The organism is Pedobacter psychrodurus, assembly GCF_004331735.1.
Taxonomy (GTDB): Bacteria; Bacteroidota; Bacteroidia; order Sphingobacteriales; family Sphingobacteriaceae; genus Pedobacter; species Pedobacter psychrodurus.
Genome location: NZ_SJSO01000022.1, coordinates 65,218 through 84,359, shown reverse-complemented (window position 1 = coordinate 84,359; position 19,142 = coordinate 65,218). Strand labels below are relative to the sequence as shown.

Sequence of the window (19,142 nt, the reverse complement as noted above, 5' to 3'; positions counted from 1 at the left end):
ATGAGACTATCTAAATTAAACAATTTTTAACAGACTTGTTTTTGAGATTTGTCAAATTGTGTTATTTAAAAACATTCTATGCAAAATTTTACATAAACAAAAAGGCTATCCGGTGTGTCAGATAGCCTCGTTGTTTGTTAACAAGTAATATGTTTATTTGTTTCTTATTGTTTCGTAGAAATAGGGGTAAACTTTGTTAAGTTGATGCCTTCTACTGCTACTTTATATTCTTCAATACTTGGAATACGACCTAAGATAGCAGACAGAACCACTACTGGTGTAGATGCCAATAATGACTCTCCTTTTTTACCATCCTTATCTTCTACCACACGGCCCTGGAATAAACGGGTTGACGTAGCCATTACGGTATCGCCTTTAGCCGCTTTCTCCTGGTTACCCATACAAAGGTTACAACCTGGGCGTTCTAAGTACATGATGTTCTCATATTCCGTGCGTGCTGAACTTTTAGGTAAAGCATCACTGAACTCAAATCCAGAGTATTTTTGTAAGTATTCCCAATCGCCTTCTGCTTTCAACTCATCAATGATATTGTAGGTAGGAGCGGCAACTACCAATGGTGCTTTGAACTCTACTTTACCGGTTTTATTCTCCACGTTTTTCAACATTTGAGAAACGATTTTCAAGTCATCCTTATGTACCATACATGAGCCAACGAAACCAAGATCTACTTTTTTATCACCACCATAGAAAGTTAAGTCTCTGATTGTATCGTGGGTATAACGTTTAGAAACATCTACGTTATTCACATCTGGATCGGCAATCATTGGCTCGTTAATGATATCCAGATCAATTACTACTTCAGCATAGTATTTGGCATTATCATCTGGCATTAAAGCTGGCTTGATACCAGTTTTAATTTCCTCAATACGTTTGTTCGCTTTATTAATCAATCCCTGAAGTACCTGGTTATGGTTGTCCATACCTTTGTCTATCATGATTTGGATACGCTTTTTAGCGATTTCTAAAGATTGGATTAAAGTATCGTCTTGTGAAATACAGATAGATGCTTTTGCTTTCATCTCTGCTGTCCAGTCTGTAAAAGTAAAGGCCTGGTCGGCTAATAAAGTACCGATGTGTACCTCGATGATACGACCCTGGAATACATTTTCTCCACCAAACTGGTGCAGCATTTGCAGTTGTGTTGCATGAACTACATCACGGAAATCCATGTGTTCTTGCATTTGACCTTGAAACGTAACTTTAACCGAATCAGGAATCGGCATAGAAGCCTCTCCGGTTGCCAATGCTAATGCAACCGTACCCGAATCGGCACCGAAAGCTACGCCTTTAGACATGCGTGTATGCGAGTCACCGCCGATAATGATTGCCCATTCGTCGATTGTGATGTCGTTCAAAACTTTATGGATAACATCTGTCATTGAATGATATTCGCCTTTGGGATCACGAGCGGTAATTAAACCGAACTCATTCATGAATTTCATCAATTTAGGGATGTTTGCCTGAGCTTTTTTATCCCAAACAGATGCAGTATGACAACCTGATTGATAAGCGCCATCAACAATTGGAGAAATAACTGTAGCAGCCATTGCCTCTAATTCTTGAGCGGTCATTAAACCAGTAGTATCTTGAGAACCTACTATATTTACTTCTACGCGAACGTCAGAACCAGCATGTAAAACCTTTCCAGGTGCTAAACCTACTGCATTTCTATTGAATATTTTTTCTACAGCGGTTAAGCCTTGTCCTTCAATTGATACTTCTTTTGCTGGTGCAAACACTAATGGTGCTTCGACGTTTAAAATTCTAGCTGCAAAAGTTTGGATTTTTTTACCAAAAACGATGGCGTAAGAGCCCCCCGCTTTCATAAATTCCATTTTTTGAGGCGTCAATGCTTTTGAAATATCAATTAACTCTTGGTCGCCGTTATATAATTTTTTTGTTTTTGTATTGATGGTAAGAACAGTTCCTGTTTCAATAGAAAACACTTGTTCTAAAATTGGCTCGTCTTTTTCGTTACGGATAACATTACCATGCTCATCGCTTTTCTTTACCCAGTTTTGAAGGTCGATACCAATACCACCAGTTACATCAACTGTTGTTAAGAAAATTGGCGAAATACCATTAGTACCGCCTACAATTGGAGCGATGTTTACAAATGGGACATAAGGGCTAGATCGCTTACCCGTCCAAAGTGCCACATTGTTTACACCCGACATACGTGAAGAACCTACACCCATAGTGCCTTTCTCAGCTACCAACATCACACTTTTATCTGGATGTTGTGCTTGTAGTGCTTTGATTTGCTCCTGAGCCTCTGGCGTAATCATACATTTACCATGCAATTCACGATCTGAACGAGAGTGTGCCTGGTTACCTGGAGACAATAAATCGGTTGAAATATCGCCAATACCAGCTACAAAAGTTACCACTTTGATTTCTTCTGCTACTTCAGGAAGTTTTGTGAAAAATTCGGCATTAGCGTAGCTCTCTAATATTTGTTTAGCGATATCATTGCCGTTGTTGTAAGCGTCTTTCAAACGCTCTGTATCGGCATCGTACAAGAAAACTTGTGTTTTAAGTACATCTGCTGCTTTTTTAGCTTTATCGCCATTATCAGCCAGAGCGATGTCTAATAAAACTTTAATAGAAGGTCCGCCCTTCATGTGCGACAACAATTCGAAAGCAAAATCAGGTGTAATTTCTGTAACAACAGTTTCCGCTAAAATAATTTCTTTTAAGAACTGTGCTTTTACAACAGCCGCACCTGTAGTGCCTGGAAGGGTATTGTATATGAAAAAGTTAACAGCATCTTCTCTGTTAATATTGTTTACATTTTTGATTTGAGTGATAATTTCACTCAATAATTCAGCTCCATCAATAGGTTTAGGGTGAAGACCTTGGGTTTTCCTTTCTTCAATCTCCTGGATATAATCGTTATAAATACTCATCTTAGATATTTTATTCTTTTTGCTATTAGATTGTGCAACAAACACCCGCTCTTTACAAAAAAGAATACTGCTTTTGTACATTAATTTGCGTTAACTGAACCAATAAGGCTCAATTTTTTGGTTAAAACAAAAATAGCAAAAAACAACCCTTAAATGCAATTTAGGCAGGTGATTAAACAATTTGGAATGGTTCTAAACTACGAAAAAAGATGTGGATTAAAGGTCATAAAAAACTTATAAATCATGAGCTGGGTTTTGCGATTTAGTGAGTGTTTTTTGAGTGCCTGGTATAACTTAAATCTCCATTCTTACCAGATTTATATTATAATCATCACCCTGATCCGATAGCTATCGGATTTAGCGTGCGCTTTAAGATTGCTTCGTTCCTCGCAATGACGACCTTTCTCAAAAGATCTGTCAATGGTAGCCTGTCGAAGGACCTCTTTAAATATCTCGAAAGGCGTTTCGACTACTTGTCCCGATTTTTCGGGAAGCTCAACGTGACAAATTCGAATGGAATTACAAATATGATACAGCCTGATGACGATCACGTCAAAAAAAGAAGCTAAAAACTGGGCGCTACAAATTAATGTTAATCAGGCTGCTGTTAGTAAGGTAAAAAGTAGTTATAAACGATAGGATCTTAATACCTGTTTTAACCGTTCATTATCGGACAGATTTGTACGATTTTGAACATCATTTTAATTTAATATCTATTAACTTTTTGTTAATCAGTACTTTGTGTCGTTGCTAAAGGCTTGGCATAAGATTAGCTCGGGTCTACAATGTTAAAAATGTAAAACCTTTATCAGTAAAATAAGCCAATACTTTGGGAAGTGTGTAAGATAAACGATCGAATGCTTTTAAACTATCGTGAAATACAATTATAGAGCCATTTTCGGTATGTTTAATCACGTTTTGATAACATTTTTCGGGCGAGAGTTTAGTGTCAAAATCGCCACTGAGTACATCCCACATTACGATGTTGAGATTTGAGATTTGAGATTTGAGATTTGAAATTTGCGACTTCTTAATTCTCCCGTAAGGTGGGCGGAAAAGATCGGTTTGTGTAAGTTCTTGGCATTTTATTGTATTTTGAAGGTAGGTTTCATTATCGGTTTTCCAGCCTTTTAGGTGATTGAAAGTATGGTTGCCAATGGCATGTCCGTCGTTTTTTACACGTTCAAAAACTTCGGGGTGTTTTACAATATTTTCGCCAATGCAAAAAAATGTAGCTTTAGCATTAAAGACTTTTAAAGTTTTTAATACAAAATCTGTAACATTGGGTATAGGTCCATCGTCAAAGGTCAAATAAATAACTTTTTCGGTGCGGGATTTATTCCATAAGAGTGATGGATAATACCATTTTAGCAGAAGCGGTGATTTGATCAGGTACATTTTAGCTACAAAGTTACTAAATGCCTGTACAGATTGAAATTATTAAAGTTGTTTATATAGATTTGAAACAAATTATGAAGATGTTTACCAAGAAGAAGTTAGTTACCGGTTTTGCTTTTGTTATTGCGCTCGGTTTTGCCACTAATGTTAATGCCCAGCAAGTTTTAACCATCCAACAGGCAGTAGATAATACCCTTAAAAATAATTTACAGATCAAACAGGCTGCTTTTAGTGCCGCTTTAAGCAATGAAACGTTAAGTCAATCTAAAAATGCGCTTTTACCAACGCTTAACGGCTCAGCAAACTACAATAAAAACTTTGGCCGTAGCATCGATCCATCAACCAATCAGTTTATTTCACAACAATTTTCATCCGCAAATGGAAGTGTAACAGCAAGTGCAGATCTCTTTCAGGGTTTTCAAAAGATAAACCAGATCAGACAGAACAAACTTTTGCTTGCTGCCGATCAAACTAATGTAGAGAAAATTAAAAATGATTTAATTTTACAGGTGGTAACTTCATACATGCAGATATTGTATAATAAAGATTTATTGGCGGCCTCGCAACAACAGTTAGATGTAGCTAAGCAGACCTTAAAAAGGGAACAAGCTTTACTAGATGCTGGTAATAAAACTTTAGCCGATATTTCGCAGGCAAAATCTCAGGTGGCAACTGCCGAATTGAATACTACAAATGCTCAAAATACATTATCGGTATCTTATTTAACTTTAAATCAATTGATGGAAATGCAACCAGAAAACAGGTTTGAAGTAAAGGCTCCGGTTATTGCAGAAAATTATTCTTTGCAGAACAGTTATGATATTAATACAATTTTTACCAGTGCGGTAACTAGTTTCCCGGATATTAAGTTAGCATCGTTAAGAACTGAAGCTGCATTAAGAGGAATCAGTGTTGCAAAATCATCTTATTATCCAAGATTGTCTATCGGAGGTGGTTTAGGATCGAATTTTTCGAGTGGTAGAAGTAGAGTGGTTTCTGTTACCCCAAATGGATTCTCTGAAATTGGAAGAACATTAACAACCAACGAATCTGTTGTAACACCAGATTTTGTAACTGTTTTAGGTAAACAGGCATTCGGTTCTCAGATAGAGGATAACTTTAACCAATATGTTGGATTAAATCTTTCGATTCCTATTTTTAATGGTTTCCAGGCACGGACAAATGTTAGAAAGGCAAAAATTAATTATCAGAATACACAGGTGCAGGAGCAACTTACCAAGAATAATTTAAGTAAGGTAATCTCGCAGGCAGTGTATGATTTAAAGGCTGCAGAAAGCCGTTATTCATCAACACAGAATGCATTTCAGGCGCAAAAAGATGCCTTTTATGTAATTGAGCAGCGTTATAATGTTGGTTTAGTAAACTCGTTAGATTATAGCACAGCCCAAACTAATAGAAATAAAGCGGAGATAGATTTTATCCAGGCTAAATATGATCTTTTGTTTAGAGCAAAAGTAATAGATTACTATTTAGGCAAACAAATTACTTTCTAAGCTTAAAATACTGAAAGAATAGGGTACAACTTTAAACGTTTCAACCTTAAACATGATAACTTTAATACAAACAAACGAAATACAATAAATTATGAAACTGAAGCATATTATTATTACCGTAGTTGCTATCGTAGCTCTTCTAGTTATATTAAAACTCGCCGGAGTTATTGGAGGAGATAAAACCGAAAAAGTAACTACAGAAAAAGCATCAGATAAAACTGTTGTAGAAACAGTAACCGCAAGTGGTAAAATACAGCCAGAAACAGAAGTTAAATTAAGTTCTGAGGTATCGGGAGAGGTAGTAGAATTAAAGGTAAAAGAGGGCGATATTGTTAAAGCCGGTCAATTGCTTTGTAAAGTGCGTCCTGATGTTTTGCAATCAGGGTACGAAAGAACTGTAGCTAGTTTTAATGCACAAAGATCAAGCGTTGCAGCAGCGCAACAGCAATTGGCTCAAAACCAAGCTAATTTTGTAAATGCAGATGCAACCTACAAACGGAATGTTGAGCTTTTTAATAAAAAAGTAATCTCAGCATCAGAATTTGATGCCGCAAAAGCTGCTTTTTTAACAGCAAAAGCCAATTTAGCCAGTGCAAAAGAAAATGTAACCGGTGCTAAATTTACCTTAGAACAAACTGGAGCAAACGTTAAAGAAGCAGGTGCAAACCTAGCTAAAACTACTATTTATGCACCAGTTGATGGAGTGGTTTCGAAACTATCAATCGAATTGGGAGATCGTATTTTAGGAACTTCGCAAATGGCAGGTACAGAAATTATGCGTATTTCTAACCTATCAACAATGGAGGTTAACGTTGATGTGAATGAAAATGATATTACTCGCGTTAAAGTTGGAGATAAAGCTTCGATTGAGGTTGATGCTTTTTCTGATAAAAAATTTAGAGGAGAGGTAACCGAAATTGCAAGTTCATCAACAGCAGTAGGTACCGCTGTATCTACTTCAGTAGATCAGGTAACGAATTTCTCGGTAAAAATTAGAATTACTGAAGAATTAGCAGGCAAACAACAATCTATCTTCCGTCCAGGAATGTCGGCTACTGTTGATATAGAAAGCGAATCGTTAACTGGTTTGGCTATTCCAATCCAAGCGGTATTTACTGATAATGCAAAATCTGCTGATGCAAGCCAAAACCAAGGTAACCAAGCAAACACTGATAAGCAAAAATCTAAATTAACCGATAAAAAGGTGAAACAATACATTTATGCTTACGACGCGAAAACCAAAAAGGTTAAAAAAACAGAGGTAACTACTGGTATCCAAAACGATCAGTTCATTATTGTGAAATCTGGTGTTAAAACTGGGGCAGAAATTGTTACTGGTCCTTACTCAGCTATCCAAAACAAATTAAAAGATGGAATGGTTGTAGAGAAAACATCTAAAGACCAGTTGTTTAACAAAGACGCTAAGAAGTAGTTTATAATTACCCGCAAGAAATAGTAACTTGCGTTGTTTAAGGTGTAAGGTTTAGGGTTTAAGGCAAATGGTCTGAACCCTAAACCTTACACCTTTTACCTTAAACCTTTTTTATAAACATGGTACCTAAAATAGCAATGATAGGGGGCGGGAGCTGGGCGACTGCCATTGTAAAAATGCTTGCAGATAATTTAGCTGAAAAAGAAATTTTTTGGTGGATGCGTAATGAAGCAGCCATAGCGCACATTAAAAAATTTAAGCATAATCCAAATTATATTAGTGCTGTTGAAATTAAACTTACGCAAGAGAACAATATATCCTCTGATATTAATGCCATTATAAACTCGGCTGAATTTGTAATTTTAAATGTCCCCGCAGCGTTTCTAAAAGATACTTTATCTACCATCACTGCAGAAGATTTAAAAGGGAAGAAGATTGTTTCTGCCATTAAAGGGATCGTTCCGGAAGATAACCTGATTATTGGCGAATTTCTGCATCAAAATTATGGTATTCCTTATCATGATATTTTAGTAGTGAGTGGCCCTTGCCATGCCGAAGAAGTAGCCTTAGAAAAACTATCATACTTAACCATCGCCTGTACCGACGTGGAGAAAGCATCTACATTTGCTTCATTTTTAAATACCCGTTACATTAAAACTAATGTATCGGATGATATCTTTGGGACGGAATACGCTGCAGTTTTAAAAAATATATATGCCGTTGCCAGCGGCATTTGTCATGGCATAGGTTATGGCGATAACTTTCAGGCTGTACTGATCAGTAATGCGATCCGTGAAATTAAACGTTTTGTTGATGCTGTTCACCCCATTAACCGCGACATTATGGAATCTGCCTATCTGGGCGATTTATTGGTAACCGCTTATTCGCAATTTAGCCGTAACCGTACCTTTGGCAATATGATAGGGAAAGGATATACCGTAAAATCGGCACAGTTGGAAATGAACATGATTGCCGAGGGCTATTATGCAGTGAAATGCATGCATATTAAAAACCAGGCATACAATGTAGATATGCCAATTTGTAAGGCGGTGCATAGTATTATTTACGAAAACCGGTCGCCGCATATCGAAATGAAATTACTGGCGGAGAAATTAAATTAAGAAAAAATGTTAATGGTTGTAATGTTCTGCGTTACAAAATAAGATTTTATTTTTTCATTGGAAAGCAGATTCACCGCTTTTCGCTTCGGTAGCCCTTCTTTCCGCTTCTATCTTTTTGTAGGTATTATTGCTGCTTTCGAGTTGGTGCAACAAAAAGGATAACCGCTACAATAAGGTTTATTTAACCAAGGTCTGTAGAACAAAACCATAGCGTATATTAACTGTAAATAATGGGCAGCTTTGTATCGGTTCCCTGGCAGATCAGAAGTGCCTAGCCCCGGTCGAAGCGGCATCCCCAGAGTGCAGCGTAGGGATATAGCAGAGAACGGGAACAAAGGTTAATAGTTGCTCCGAACCTTGCGCTCCAGAATAAAGATTTTAATTTTTTATGTAAATCAGGATTATCGCTTTGTAGGTTCTGGCAGTCCTCCTTCCGCTTTTATCTTTTTGTGGGCGTTGTTGCTGCTTTCAAGGTTGTGCAACAAAAAGGATAGCCGCTACAATAAGGTTTATTGAAGCAGAGGCTGTGCAAGAAATAAAAAATGAATTCTTACAAGGAACTAAATGGGCATTTAGTGTTTTCTTGTAGTGCCAAAGTGTTTAGCCCCGGTCGAAGCGGCATCCCCAGAGCGTAGCGTAGGGATATAGCGGAGAACGGGAACAATGGTTAATAATTGCTCTGAACCTTGCGCTCCAAAATAAAGATTTTAATTTTTTATGTAAATCAGGATTATTGCTCTGTAGGTTCTGGCAGTCCTTCTTTCCGCTTCTATCTTTTTGTGGGTATTATTGCTGCTTTCGAGTTGGTGCAACAAAAAGGATAACCGCTACAATAAGGTTTATTTAACCAAGGTCTGTAGAACAAAACCATAGCGTATATTAACTGTAAATAATGGGCAGCTTTGCTCTCAGTTCCTTTGCAGTCAGTAGCTGTTTAGCCCCGGTCGAAGCGGCATCCCAGAGCGCAGCTTAGGGATATAGAGGAGGACGGGAACAGAAATTGATAGTTGTACTGGCCTTGCGCTTCAAAAACAGATCTTTATTTTTTTATCTCAATGGTTAGCCTCAGTAATAAGTGTAGCTATAAAACAAAACAAATAGATCAACTGTTATCACTTAAATAAAATATAGCTGTCATGAAAAGAAAATTAGTAATGGGTTTATTAACGCTTGCCTTATTTGGAGGTGTAGCCTTTAACGTAAACGCCCAAGAAAAGAAAAAAACTGAAGTTGGTAAAGCATTAGATCATACCGGAAAAGCAATTGGTAAAGGTGCTAAATCTGTAGGTAATAAAACAGCCGAAGTTGCGGTAAAAGGTAGTTCGAAAGTTGCTGATAAAACCTGGAAAGGTAAAATGGCACCAGATGGATCTGATGTTTACATCAATGCAAAAAATGAAAAATATTATGTGAACTCGAAAGGGGCTAAAATTTGGTTAAAAGCTAGTCAGATTAAAAACAGACCTGCATCTAAAAAATAGTAAAATGTAATTTTAAAGAAGTCAAGTTTTTAAAACTTGACTTCTTTTTTATAAACAAAACGGAGGGTTTAATTTATACTATAGTACCGTAAAGATCGAAATCTTCAGCCCGGTCAATTTTTACATTTACAAAACTTCCGTTAGCGGCATAACCTGTAGCTGCATCGATTAAAACTTCGTTATCAACCTCAGGTGAATCAAATTCAGTTCTTCCTACAAAGAAATCACCCTCTTTTTTATCTACCAGCACCTTAAAGGTTTTACCTACTTTTTCTTGGTTAATATCGAAAGAAATACCTTGTTGAATTTCCATAATATCATCTACACGTTGCTGTTTTACTTCATCTGGGATATCATCTACTAAAGTATGCGCATGGGTTTTTTCTTCGTGCGAATAAGTAAAACAGCCTAAACGATCGAATTTGGTTTCTGCAACCCATTCCTTCATTTCTTCGAAATCGTGTTCAGTTTCGCCTGGGTAGCCACAAATTAAAGTGGTACGCATGGCAATGTTTGGCACCTTATCCCTGATCTGATTCACTAAATCGATGGTTTTTTGTTTGGTGGTACCACGACGCATAGATTTTAGCATATTATCCGTAATGTGCTGCAATGGCATATCCAGGTATTTGCAGATATTGTCTCGTTCGTTCATGGCATCTAAAATTTCCATCGGGAAACCAGAAGGGTAGGCGTATTGCAAACGAATCCATTCGATTCCGGGAACATCCGATAAACGGCGCATCAGTTCATCTAACTTACGTACGCCATAAAGATCTAAGCCATAGTAGGTAAGGTCCTGGGCAATTAAAATCAGTTCTTTTGTGCCGTTTTTAGCCAATATTTTAGCTTCGTTAACCAACTCTTCCATTGGTTTACTCAAGTGTTTGCCACGCATTAAAGGGATGGCACAGAAAGAGCAAGGACGGTTACAGCCTTCAGCAATTTTGAAATAGGCAAAATGAGAAGGGGTGGTTAGCAAACGCTCGCCGATAAGCTCGTGCTTGTAATTGGCACCTAACTCATGTAATATATTCTGCAGATCGTTAGTGCCGAAAAAGGCATCAACGTTGGTAATTTCTGATTCTAATTCTGGTTTGTAGCGTTCAGATAAACAACCTGTAACCACTACTTTGCCAATTTTACCAGCTTCTTTCAGCTCACTGAACTGTAGAATGGTATCGATTGATTCTTGTTTCGCATTATCGATAAAACCGCAGGTGTTAATTACAACGATATCATCTTTGCCCATCTTGTCTGATTCGTGCACAACATTTAAGTTGTTGCCACGTAACTGCCCCATCAATACTTCCGAATCGTATATGTTTTTAGAACAGCCTAATGTAATTACATTAATTTTAGGTTGCTTAACTGCGCTTTTACTTCTTACTATTTTGGTATTCATATTATTGTTATTTACACCCTCCTTGCGGTTTGATTCCACAGATTTGGTGATTCCACTGATATTCTGGTGTGGATATTTTAAAGGATTACACAGATATCCTTTTGACCTCACAGCTGGTGTTGCCAAAGTTAATCAATAATCCTGTTTTAATTTTGCTGGCTTTACGTGTTCAACGTCATTGCGAGGCACGAAGCAATCTCGTAATTAAAATAACCCATAGCATTAAGATTGCTTCGTGCCTTGCAATGACGAATGATTGATTAGATTATTTAAACAAACTATTCACAAACTCCTTCTTATCAAAAAGCTGTAAGTCGCCAATTTTTTCTCCTACACCAATATATTTAACAGGAATTCTGAACTGATCTGAAATTCCGATTACTACACCACCTTTCGCTGTTCCATCTAATTTTGTAATGGCCAATGCATTAACATCAGTAGCTTCGGTAAACTGTTTGCACTGTTCAAAAGCATTTTGTCCGGTCGAGGCATCTAATACTAATAAAATTTCGTGCGGTGCGCCTGGTACTACCTTTTGCATCACTTGTTTAATTTTACCCAACTCGTTCATCAAGCCGATTTTGTTGTGTAAACGTCCGGCAGTATCAATAATCACTACATCTTCACCACTGGAAACAGCAGACTGTAAGGTGTCAAAAGCAACTGAAGCAGGATCGGAGCCCATAGCTTGTGCTACAACCCTCACGCCAACGCGTTCGCCCCAAAGTTTAATCTGATCAACGGCTGCGGCTCTAAAGGTATCGGCAGCGCCTAATACTACTTTAAGTCCCGATTCTTTAAGTTTATGCGCCAGCTTTCCGATAGTAGTTGTTTTACCAACACCATTTACGCCAACCACCATAATTACATAGGGTTTATGATCGCCATATTCGAACTGACGGAAATCGTTACTATTGTTTTCAGATAAAAGTAACTGGATTTCATCACGCAGGATAAAATTTAGCTCTGAGGTATTGAGGTATTTATCTTTGGCAACACGTTCTTCAATACGTTTGATGATTTTTAATGTAGTACTTACGCCTACATCAGAAGTGACCAAAACTTCTTCCAGATTATCGAGAACTTCATCATCAACAGAAGATTTTCCTGCTACAGCTTTGGTAATTTTATTAAAGAAACCATCTTTAGTTTTCTCTAAACCTTTATCCAGCGCTTCCTGAGCTTCAGGGGCAGTTTCTTTCTTTTTGAAAAAATCGAATAAACCCATTAGTTATTTGTTATGTTTTTTAGGAAATTGGTAGGTGTTTGTGCAGGTATTTTACTGCCAATAAAGTCTTTTGTATTTCTGGTTACGATAAGATCAATTTGATTTAGCTCTGCAGCAGCATTTTGTACAGCATCTTCAAAATCTGAAAAGTTGGAATGGATTGCGAAGATGATGGTATCTTTATTAATGCCAAGAATGTTAATTGTACCTATAAGTGTAGTAAGAATATCTATGGTTTTATCATGACCAATATTTTTTTTACAGATATAATATATGTCAGTAAAAGTTGAAGCTAAAATGAACCCATTTATATTAATACCGTCCACCTTGCTGAGTGCCTCGAAAGAATCGTCAAAAAAAGGAAGTCTTTTAAGGCTAACATCTATAAAAATATTGGTATCAAATAGAATATTCATTATTTGTGCTTATCCATAAGATAATCGTATTTAGCTTTGTCCGGATCAATCCCCTCTAATACTCCCGAAAACTTGTCAAGAAATTCTTTCATGTTCTTTTTTGGAGCGTTTTGAATCACTTCATCCAAAATAATGACTTCGACCTCTTTATTTTTTACATCAAATCCGTCAGGAACAACAATAGTCCCATTTTCAGAAACTTTTGTCTTAAACTTATACGCTTCCATGGTTATGCTTTTTTCAAAGATAATCAATTATTTCCTATCGTAAATTTCACTAACAAAAAAAGCCCTTCCGGTTAAAACGGAACGGCCTTTAATATTTTTAATATTAAAAAATATTAACCTTATTTAGATGCAATAGCATCTTTTACGTGGTCGTTGTGTACGATAAGTTCTTTGAATGAGTAAGCACCAGTTTTTGCTGATTTTACCATTGTAATTACTTTCGAATATTCTTTACCTGTACCTGTTTTAAGGGTTGCAACTACTTTCTTTGCCATGTTCTTATAATTTTAATGATCGAATTAGAGAATGTTAGAATGAGCGAATTTTTTAATTCAATCATTCAATCAATCCTTCATTCAATTATTTTATTTCTTTATGTACGGTTACTTTTCTCAATACTGGATTGAATTTTTTCAATTCTAATCTTTCAGTAGTGTTTTTACGGTTTTTGGTAGAAATATATCTAGACATACCCGGCATGCCACTTTCTTTATGTTCAGTACATTCTAAAATAACCTGAACTCTGTTACCTTTTTTTGCCATTTTAATATAAATTGAAAACTGTTAATCTCAACAGTTAATGTTTTTTACAAAAATCCTTTTTTTACGAAACGGTTAATTGCTTCGCTAATGCCCACTTTATTGATGGTTTTAATCGCTGAAGTAGAAACTTTCAACGTAATCCAACGGTTTTCTTCAGGAATATAAAATTTCTGAAGTTGTAGGTTTGGGTAAAATTTGCGTTTGGTTTTAACGTTTGAGTGAGAAACGTTGTTACCTACCATTGCTTTTTTTCCTGTTAAATCACAAACTCTTGACATGACTTGTAAATATAGTTGTTAATATCGTCCGCTTAATTTTTTTAAGAGTGTGCAAATATCTGAATAATAATTGTAAACAACAATAGCCTAGCTAATTATTTTTTATAATTAATATTTATAGGCAGTAAAGGTTTGTGCAATGATTGTAATGCCGAATATTAAATTCTTCATATATTACATCTATTAAAAATAAATATTTCTGATCAAACGTTTGATATTCATTTTGATACGATTAGACTATTTCTCCTTATTATTATTTATTTAAATTAGCCGCCACTAATCCAAAATATAAAAACGAGCAATGCAAATTACATCTTTTAAGCAATACGAAGAAGATTATAAAAAAAGCGTAGAAAACCCAGAGCAGTTTTGGGGCGAGGTAGCGCAAAACTTTCAATGGCGCAAGCCTTGGTTTAAGGTATTATCGTGGAACTTTAACGAACCGAATATTAAATGGTTCGAAGGGGCCAAACTTAACATTACCGAGAATTGTTTAGACCGTCATTTGGCTACCAATGGAGATAAACCTGCTATTGTTTGGGAACCTAATAATCCTGAAGAAGAAAGTGTTACTTATACTTATAAAATGTTGCACGAACGCGTTTGTCGCTTTGCCAACGTTTTAAAACGTAATGGTGCTAAAAAAGGCGACCGTATTTGTATTTACATGCCAATGGTACCCGAACTGGCTATTGCTGTTTTAGCCTGCGCAAGAATTGGTGCCGTTCACTCGGTTATTTTTGGGGGATTTTCTGCTAAATCTATTGCCGACCGGATTAACGATTCGCAATGTAAAGTAGTTATTACTGCCGATGGTTCTTATCGGGGCAATAAACAGATTCCTTTAAAAGAGGTAATTGATGATGCATTAATCGGTTGCCCAACCGTAGAAAAATGCATCGTGTTAACCCATATCCGTACACCTGTTTCGATGCTGAAAGGTAGGGATGTATGGTGGGAAGATGAGGTTAAGCACGTAAATGATATTTGTGAAGCGGAAGAAATGGATGCAGAAGATATGCTGTTCATTCTCTACACATCTGGCTCTACCGGAAAACCTAAAGGTGTGGTGCATACCTGTGGAGGTTATATGGTTTATGCAGGGTATACCTTTTCAAATGTGTTTAATTACCAGCCTGGTGAGGTATATTTCTGTACTGCCGATATCGGCTGGATTACAGGCCACTCTTATATTATTTACGGACCGCTATCGCAAGGTGCAACATCCGTATTGTTCGAGGGGATTCCAACATACCCAACACCTTCTCGCTTTTGGGATATTGTAGAAAAACATAAAGTAAATACATTATATACAGCACCTACGGCTATCCGTTCTTTAATGAGTTATGGCGAAGAACCTCTTAAAGATAAAGATTTAAGCTCAATCCGCGTTTTAGGCTCGGTAGGAGAGCCCATTAATGAAGAGGCATGGCATTGGTTTGACGAGAAAATAGGTCGCGGGAAAGCGCCTATTGTTGATACCTGGTGGCAAACAGAAACCGGAGGGATTATGATTTCGCCTATTGCTACAGTAACACCAACCAAGCCTAGTTTTGCTACACTGCCTTTACCGGGTATTCAGCCAATTTTGGTAGACGAAAATGGTAATGAAATTGAAGGGAACGGGGTGATGGGAAATCTTTGTATCAAATTCCCTTGGCCGGGCATGTTGCGTACCACTTACGGCGATCATGAGCGTTGCAAACAAACTTATTTCTCTACTTACGAGAATTTATATTTTACTGGTGATGGCTGTTTGCGTGATGAAGATGGTTATTATCGAATTACTGGTCGTGTAGATGATGTATTAAATGTTTCAGGACATAGAATTGGTACCGCGGAAGTAGAAAACGCCATTAATATGCACGCCGGTGTGGTAGAAAGTGCTGTTGTGGGTTATCCGCACGATGTAAAAGGTCAGGGCATTTATGCTTTTGTCATTTATCCAGAAATGCATGGCGAAGCAGAATTATCTAAAAAAGATATTTTACAAACGGTTACCCGCGTAATTGGGGCGATTGCTAAGCCTGATAAAATATTGTTTGTTTCTGGTTTGCCAAAAACACGTTCCGGCAAAATTATGCGTAGAATTCTACGGAAGATTGCTGAAGGAGATACCAGTAATTTAGGTGATACATCTACGCTGCTTGATCCAGGAATTGTAGAAGAAATTATTGAAGCGACGAAGAAGCTTTAATCATAATTTTAAAGTAACAAAAATGGCCCCGATTTTCGGGGCCATTTTTGTTATCATGCTATTCCTAGTAACCTGGGTTTTGAACCAATTTTGTATTTGCGTCAATCTCCCTTTGTGGAATTGGGAAAACTAATCTGGTAGAATTCCATGGTATGTTGCCAATATTTGTTTGCGTTCTTTTTGCATCGTGAATGCTAAGCCATAAAATGATTCAATACTTTTGGGTGTTACATAGCTTTTTTCAATTAGTCAACATCCTGATCTTTAATGTGTTTTTTCTTAATTTATTGATTACTAATGCTTTTATTGTTAATTTGTAGTTATATAAAAACAATAATGCCTGTTTTGTAAGACTAGGCATGGTAACTAAAAGTAAAAATGAAAACAAACAAAATTTTAAATTTAAGCCTCTTAGTCATTCTATTAGCTGGGTCATGTAAAAAGGACAATAATAACATGCAAGTAATCGATGAAAAAAAAGAAGTACTCTCATACATAAAAAGTTTAGGTTTTTCTGAGTCATCAATAATAGATATTGGAAATGAGTATGTTGTTGAGGGTGATATATCTTTTCCAAAAAACATGAAAATACCAGTAAATAAAAGCTTAAAAGTAGAAGCCCCCTTAATTTTACAGGATAAATTAATGAGTACTTTACCCGCTATTGGGGATTCAAAAATTAGTCAAACATATACAGGAAATTTAGTTAACGCTGATAATCGAATTAATGTTCGAATTTTTATAGACCCATCGATAACTAATTTAACTAATGAGATAAATGCTGCAATTGGTCTATGGAATAGTGTTACACAGGCGGGCATTTTTTTTAGTATTGTTTCTGGCGCAGCATATGATATTTTAATTGTTAATGAAGCTATTAGCGGTTATGGTCTTGCTCGGTCTCCACTTAATGGGAGTGCTGGCAATTTAGTAAGGATTAATACTCAAAGTATGATAAATGATGGCCTAAACCCTAATCAAATGAGTACTGTAATTGCTCATGAGTTTGGGCATTGTATTGGTTTTAGACATACAGATTGGCTTCAGGTAGGGGAATCTAGTTATGGGGTAGATGATGTTGGTACAGCAGTAAATGCTATAGAGGTTCCGAATGCTGGTGGGACAGATGTAAATTCGATTATGAATAGTGGTCCAAATAATACTTTAGCTGGAGTTTTATCTAATAAAGATGCAGTAGCATTATGGAATTTATACCCAAAAATATCGTGGACAATAATTGGACCAAATACAATATGGCGTGGAGTAGAGTACGAATATTGGGGATCAAATACGAATGGAGTTACTTTTACATGGACGGTCCCGTCAAGTATTGGAACAATAACAAGTGGACAAGGGACTAATCATATTACAATTGAAACAATAACTACTGGAACACAATTAATTAATTCTAACATTAAACTTAAAGTTGTAGATTCTAATGGTTTTTCAAGTATATTGTCTCATGCAATAACTCTAAAATCTGGAAGATAAATTAAGTTGTGAATAATAAACCAAATTATTATTTTTTTAGAACAATAGTAAACAAAAATGCCAATCATTCTCAGATTGGCATCTTTTGCTATATTATTTAATACCCAGGATTTTGAACTAACCCCTTATTCGCACTTAGTTCACGATCTGGAATTGGAAATACAAGTTTTGGATCATTATAAGAAAATGTTCCAATCGAACGTTTAGTTCTTTTATAGTCATGAAGCCTGAATCCTTCATAATCTAATTCCTTTTCTCGCTCATTTAAAATAATTGCTAAAGTTGGTACAACATTACCTAAACCAGCTCGGGTTCTTAATGCATTAATATCACTTGCCGGTGTTGCTCCAATAGTTGTGCCTAATCTAAAATTACATTCAGCTCTAATCAAATACTGTTCAGTAATACGGGCAACAGGAATGTTTCCAAAATAATCATACCATTTCTTAGTGAATTTCCCTGATTTTGCACCATCACCATCATATATTAATTCTGTTTGTCTTTTATCTCCAGTCTCAAAAGAATTATAAAAATTGATATTTACACTTGCATCACCTCTACCAACATCTCCGCCAGTAGAGTTTTGGTAGCTAGAGTAAAATGTTGCTAAACCGTCGTTAGATGTACCTGCATTACTTTGCTCATTTTGTGCAATCTCAAAAATTCCCTCTGATGATTTTTTTGTTCTAAATGGTACTTCAAGAGAAGAAGTAATCAAGCTATATGGGCTACTAGTTATGATATCATTAGCCATATCTCTAGCTAATGCATATTTGCCTTCCTGCAAATATACTCTTGCCAAAAATGCCATGGAAGCATATTTGTCATCTGCAGATGACAAATTTGTTATTGATGCTTTCAAGTCATTTTCAACTGCAGTATATACTTCAGAAACAGTGTTTCTAGGAGTTGAATACACAATATCATCAGTAGTTTGGACTGCCTTTGTTATAATTGGAACGCCCAAATTAGTATTTGTTCCGGTAGCATCGAAAGGTAGTGCATAAAGTCTAACTAATTCAAAATGCATTATTCCTCGAATAAATAAAGCTTTTCCTTCAATTGTACTCTTAGCAGTAGGGTCCGTTACTACGCTTAATGCCGAGATAACTGTATTAGCAACATTAATCGCTTTATATGCAGATGTCCATGTTCTAAGCACATCTGCATTTGTAGATATTATAGATTTATTAGATATATCTCTATAAGTACTAAACGTACCTGTCCAGTTTAAGTAGTTATTGCTGGCATATATATCGGGCAAAAAAACCAAATTGGTTCCATATAAATCACCAGAAGCTAAAACTGTATAAGCACCTGTTAGTGCATTTTGAACATCAGATGGACTTGATAGCGCTACACCAGATGAGATGGACTGTTTTGGCTCAATTTCTAATTGTTTTTTGCAAGAAGATATGCTTAATAAGATTAGGCCTCCAGCAATTATATTTTTTAAGTAATTTTTCATAATTCTAGTATTT

The 19,142-nt window shown here is 36.3% G+C and carries 17 protein-coding genes; 6 read left to right on the top strand and 11 right to left on the bottom strand.

Going from position 1 to position 19,142, the window contains the following annotated elements; translation table 11 throughout:
* Window positions 1-164: 164 nt before the first annotated feature.
* Window positions 165-2,930, bottom strand: a complete 2,766-nt coding sequence (locus EZ456_RS20740) for a bifunctional aconitate hydratase 2/2-methylisocitrate dehydratase (protein WP_131533450.1) — start codon at window positions 2,928-2,930, stop codon at window positions 165-167.
* Window positions 2,931-3,710: 780 nt separating this feature from the next.
* Window positions 3,711-4,328, bottom strand: coding sequence for a polysaccharide deacetylase family protein (locus EZ456_RS20735; protein ID WP_131533448.1), 618 nt, complete (start codon window positions 4,326-4,328; stop codon window positions 3,711-3,713).
* A gap of 20 nt (window positions 4,329-4,348) precedes the next feature.
* Here EZ456_RS20735 and EZ456_RS20730 point away from each other — a divergent pair, with 20 nt between their 5' ends.
* The 4 genes from EZ456_RS20730 to EZ456_RS20715 all read left to right on the top strand — a co-directional run bounded on the left by EZ456_RS20730 (window position 4,349) and on the right by EZ456_RS20715 (window position 9,876).
* The gene (locus tag EZ456_RS20730; protein WP_225876581.1) at window positions 4,349-5,842 is read left to right on the top strand and encodes a TolC family protein; all 1,494 of its coding nucleotides are present in this window, start codon (window positions 4,349-4,351) and stop codon (window positions 5,840-5,842) included.
* Between the two features lie 91 nt (window positions 5,843-5,933).
* Window positions 5,934-7,274, top strand: coding sequence for an efflux RND transporter periplasmic adaptor subunit (locus EZ456_RS20725; protein ID WP_131533446.1), 1,341 nt, complete (start codon window positions 5,934-5,936; stop codon window positions 7,272-7,274).
* A gap of 119 nt (window positions 7,275-7,393) precedes the next feature.
* Complete coding sequence (locus EZ456_RS20720; RefSeq protein ID WP_225876580.1) at window positions 7,394-8,395, top strand: NAD(P)H-dependent glycerol-3-phosphate dehydrogenase; 1,002 nt, start codon at window positions 7,394-7,396, stop codon at window positions 8,393-8,395.
* A 1,136-nt stretch (window positions 8,396-9,531) separates the two neighbouring features.
* The gene (locus tag EZ456_RS20715) at window positions 9,532-9,876 is read left to right on the top strand and encodes a hypothetical protein (protein WP_131533442.1); all 345 of its coding nucleotides are present in this window, start codon (window positions 9,532-9,534) and stop codon (window positions 9,874-9,876) included.
* A 73-nt stretch (window positions 9,877-9,949) separates the two neighbouring features.
* Here the strand turns inward: EZ456_RS20715 and rimO are convergent, their stop codons facing one another.
* The 7 genes from rimO to rpmB form a co-directional block, all read right to left on the bottom strand.
* Window positions 9,950-11,281, bottom strand: coding sequence for a 30S ribosomal protein S12 methylthiotransferase RimO (gene rimO / locus EZ456_RS20710; protein WP_131533440.1), 1,332 nt, complete (start codon window positions 11,279-11,281; stop codon window positions 9,950-9,952).
* Window positions 11,282-11,546: 265 nt separating this feature from the next.
* Window positions 11,547-12,509, bottom strand: coding sequence for a signal recognition particle-docking protein FtsY (gene ftsY / locus EZ456_RS20705; protein ID WP_131533438.1), 963 nt, complete (start codon window positions 12,507-12,509; stop codon window positions 11,547-11,549).
* Complete coding sequence (locus tag EZ456_RS20700; RefSeq protein ID WP_131533436.1) at window positions 12,509-12,925, bottom strand: type II toxin-antitoxin system VapC family toxin; 417 nt, start codon at window positions 12,923-12,925, stop codon at window positions 12,509-12,511. Before EZ456_RS20700 ends, ftsY begins: the two co-directional genes overlap by 1 nt.
* Window positions 12,925-13,152 (bottom strand): hypothetical protein, encoded by a 228-nt coding sequence (locus EZ456_RS20695; protein ID WP_131533434.1) that lies wholly within the window; start codon window positions 13,150-13,152, stop codon window positions 12,925-12,927. The genes EZ456_RS20700 and EZ456_RS20695 overlap by 1 nt, the downstream gene beginning before the upstream one ends.
* 119 nt (window positions 13,153-13,271) lie before the next feature.
* Window positions 13,272-13,427, bottom strand: coding sequence for a DUF4295 domain-containing protein (locus EZ456_RS20690; protein ID WP_116250260.1), 156 nt, complete (start codon window positions 13,425-13,427; stop codon window positions 13,272-13,274).
* 85 nt (window positions 13,428-13,512) lie between these two features.
* Window positions 13,513-13,695, bottom strand: coding sequence for a 50S ribosomal protein L33 (rpmG, locus tag EZ456_RS20685; protein ID WP_010599807.1), 183 nt, complete (start codon window positions 13,693-13,695; stop codon window positions 13,513-13,515).
* A gap of 44 nt (window positions 13,696-13,739) precedes the next feature.
* A complete protein-coding gene (gene rpmB, locus EZ456_RS20680; protein ID WP_025145121.1) occupies window positions 13,740-13,973 on the bottom strand; it encodes a 50S ribosomal protein L28 in 234 nt (77 codons plus the stop codon).
* Between the two features lie 301 nt (window positions 13,974-14,274).
* On the opposite strand from rpmB, the gene acs reads away from it, so the two are divergent.
* Window positions 14,275-16,170, top strand: coding sequence for an acetate--CoA ligase (gene acs / locus EZ456_RS20675; protein WP_131533432.1), 1,896 nt, complete (start codon window positions 14,275-14,277; stop codon window positions 16,168-16,170).
* Between the two features lie 64 nt (window positions 16,171-16,234).
* Here the strand turns inward: acs and EZ456_RS25840 are convergent, their stop codons facing one another.
* The gene (locus tag EZ456_RS25840; RefSeq protein ID WP_394343147.1) at window positions 16,235-16,333 is read right to left on the bottom strand and encodes a RagB/SusD family nutrient uptake outer membrane protein; all 99 of its coding nucleotides are present in this window, start codon (window positions 16,331-16,333) and stop codon (window positions 16,235-16,237) included.
* Window positions 16,334-16,548: 215 nt separating this feature from the next.
* Between EZ456_RS25840 and EZ456_RS20665 the strand changes: the two genes are divergently transcribed.
* Complete coding sequence (locus EZ456_RS20665) at window positions 16,549-17,661, top strand: M57 family metalloprotease (RefSeq protein ID WP_131533431.1); 1,113 nt, start codon at window positions 16,549-16,551, stop codon at window positions 17,659-17,661.
* A 97-nt stretch (window positions 17,662-17,758) separates the two neighbouring features.
* Here EZ456_RS20665 and EZ456_RS20660 read toward each other — a convergent pair whose 3' ends face one another.
* Window positions 17,759-19,129 carry a RagB/SusD family nutrient uptake outer membrane protein gene (locus EZ456_RS20660; protein WP_165501388.1) on the bottom strand — a complete coding sequence of 457 codons (1,371 nt, stop codon included), beginning with the start codon at window positions 19,127-19,129 and terminating at the stop codon, window positions 17,759-17,761.
* Window positions 19,130-19,142 lie beyond the last annotated feature (13 nt).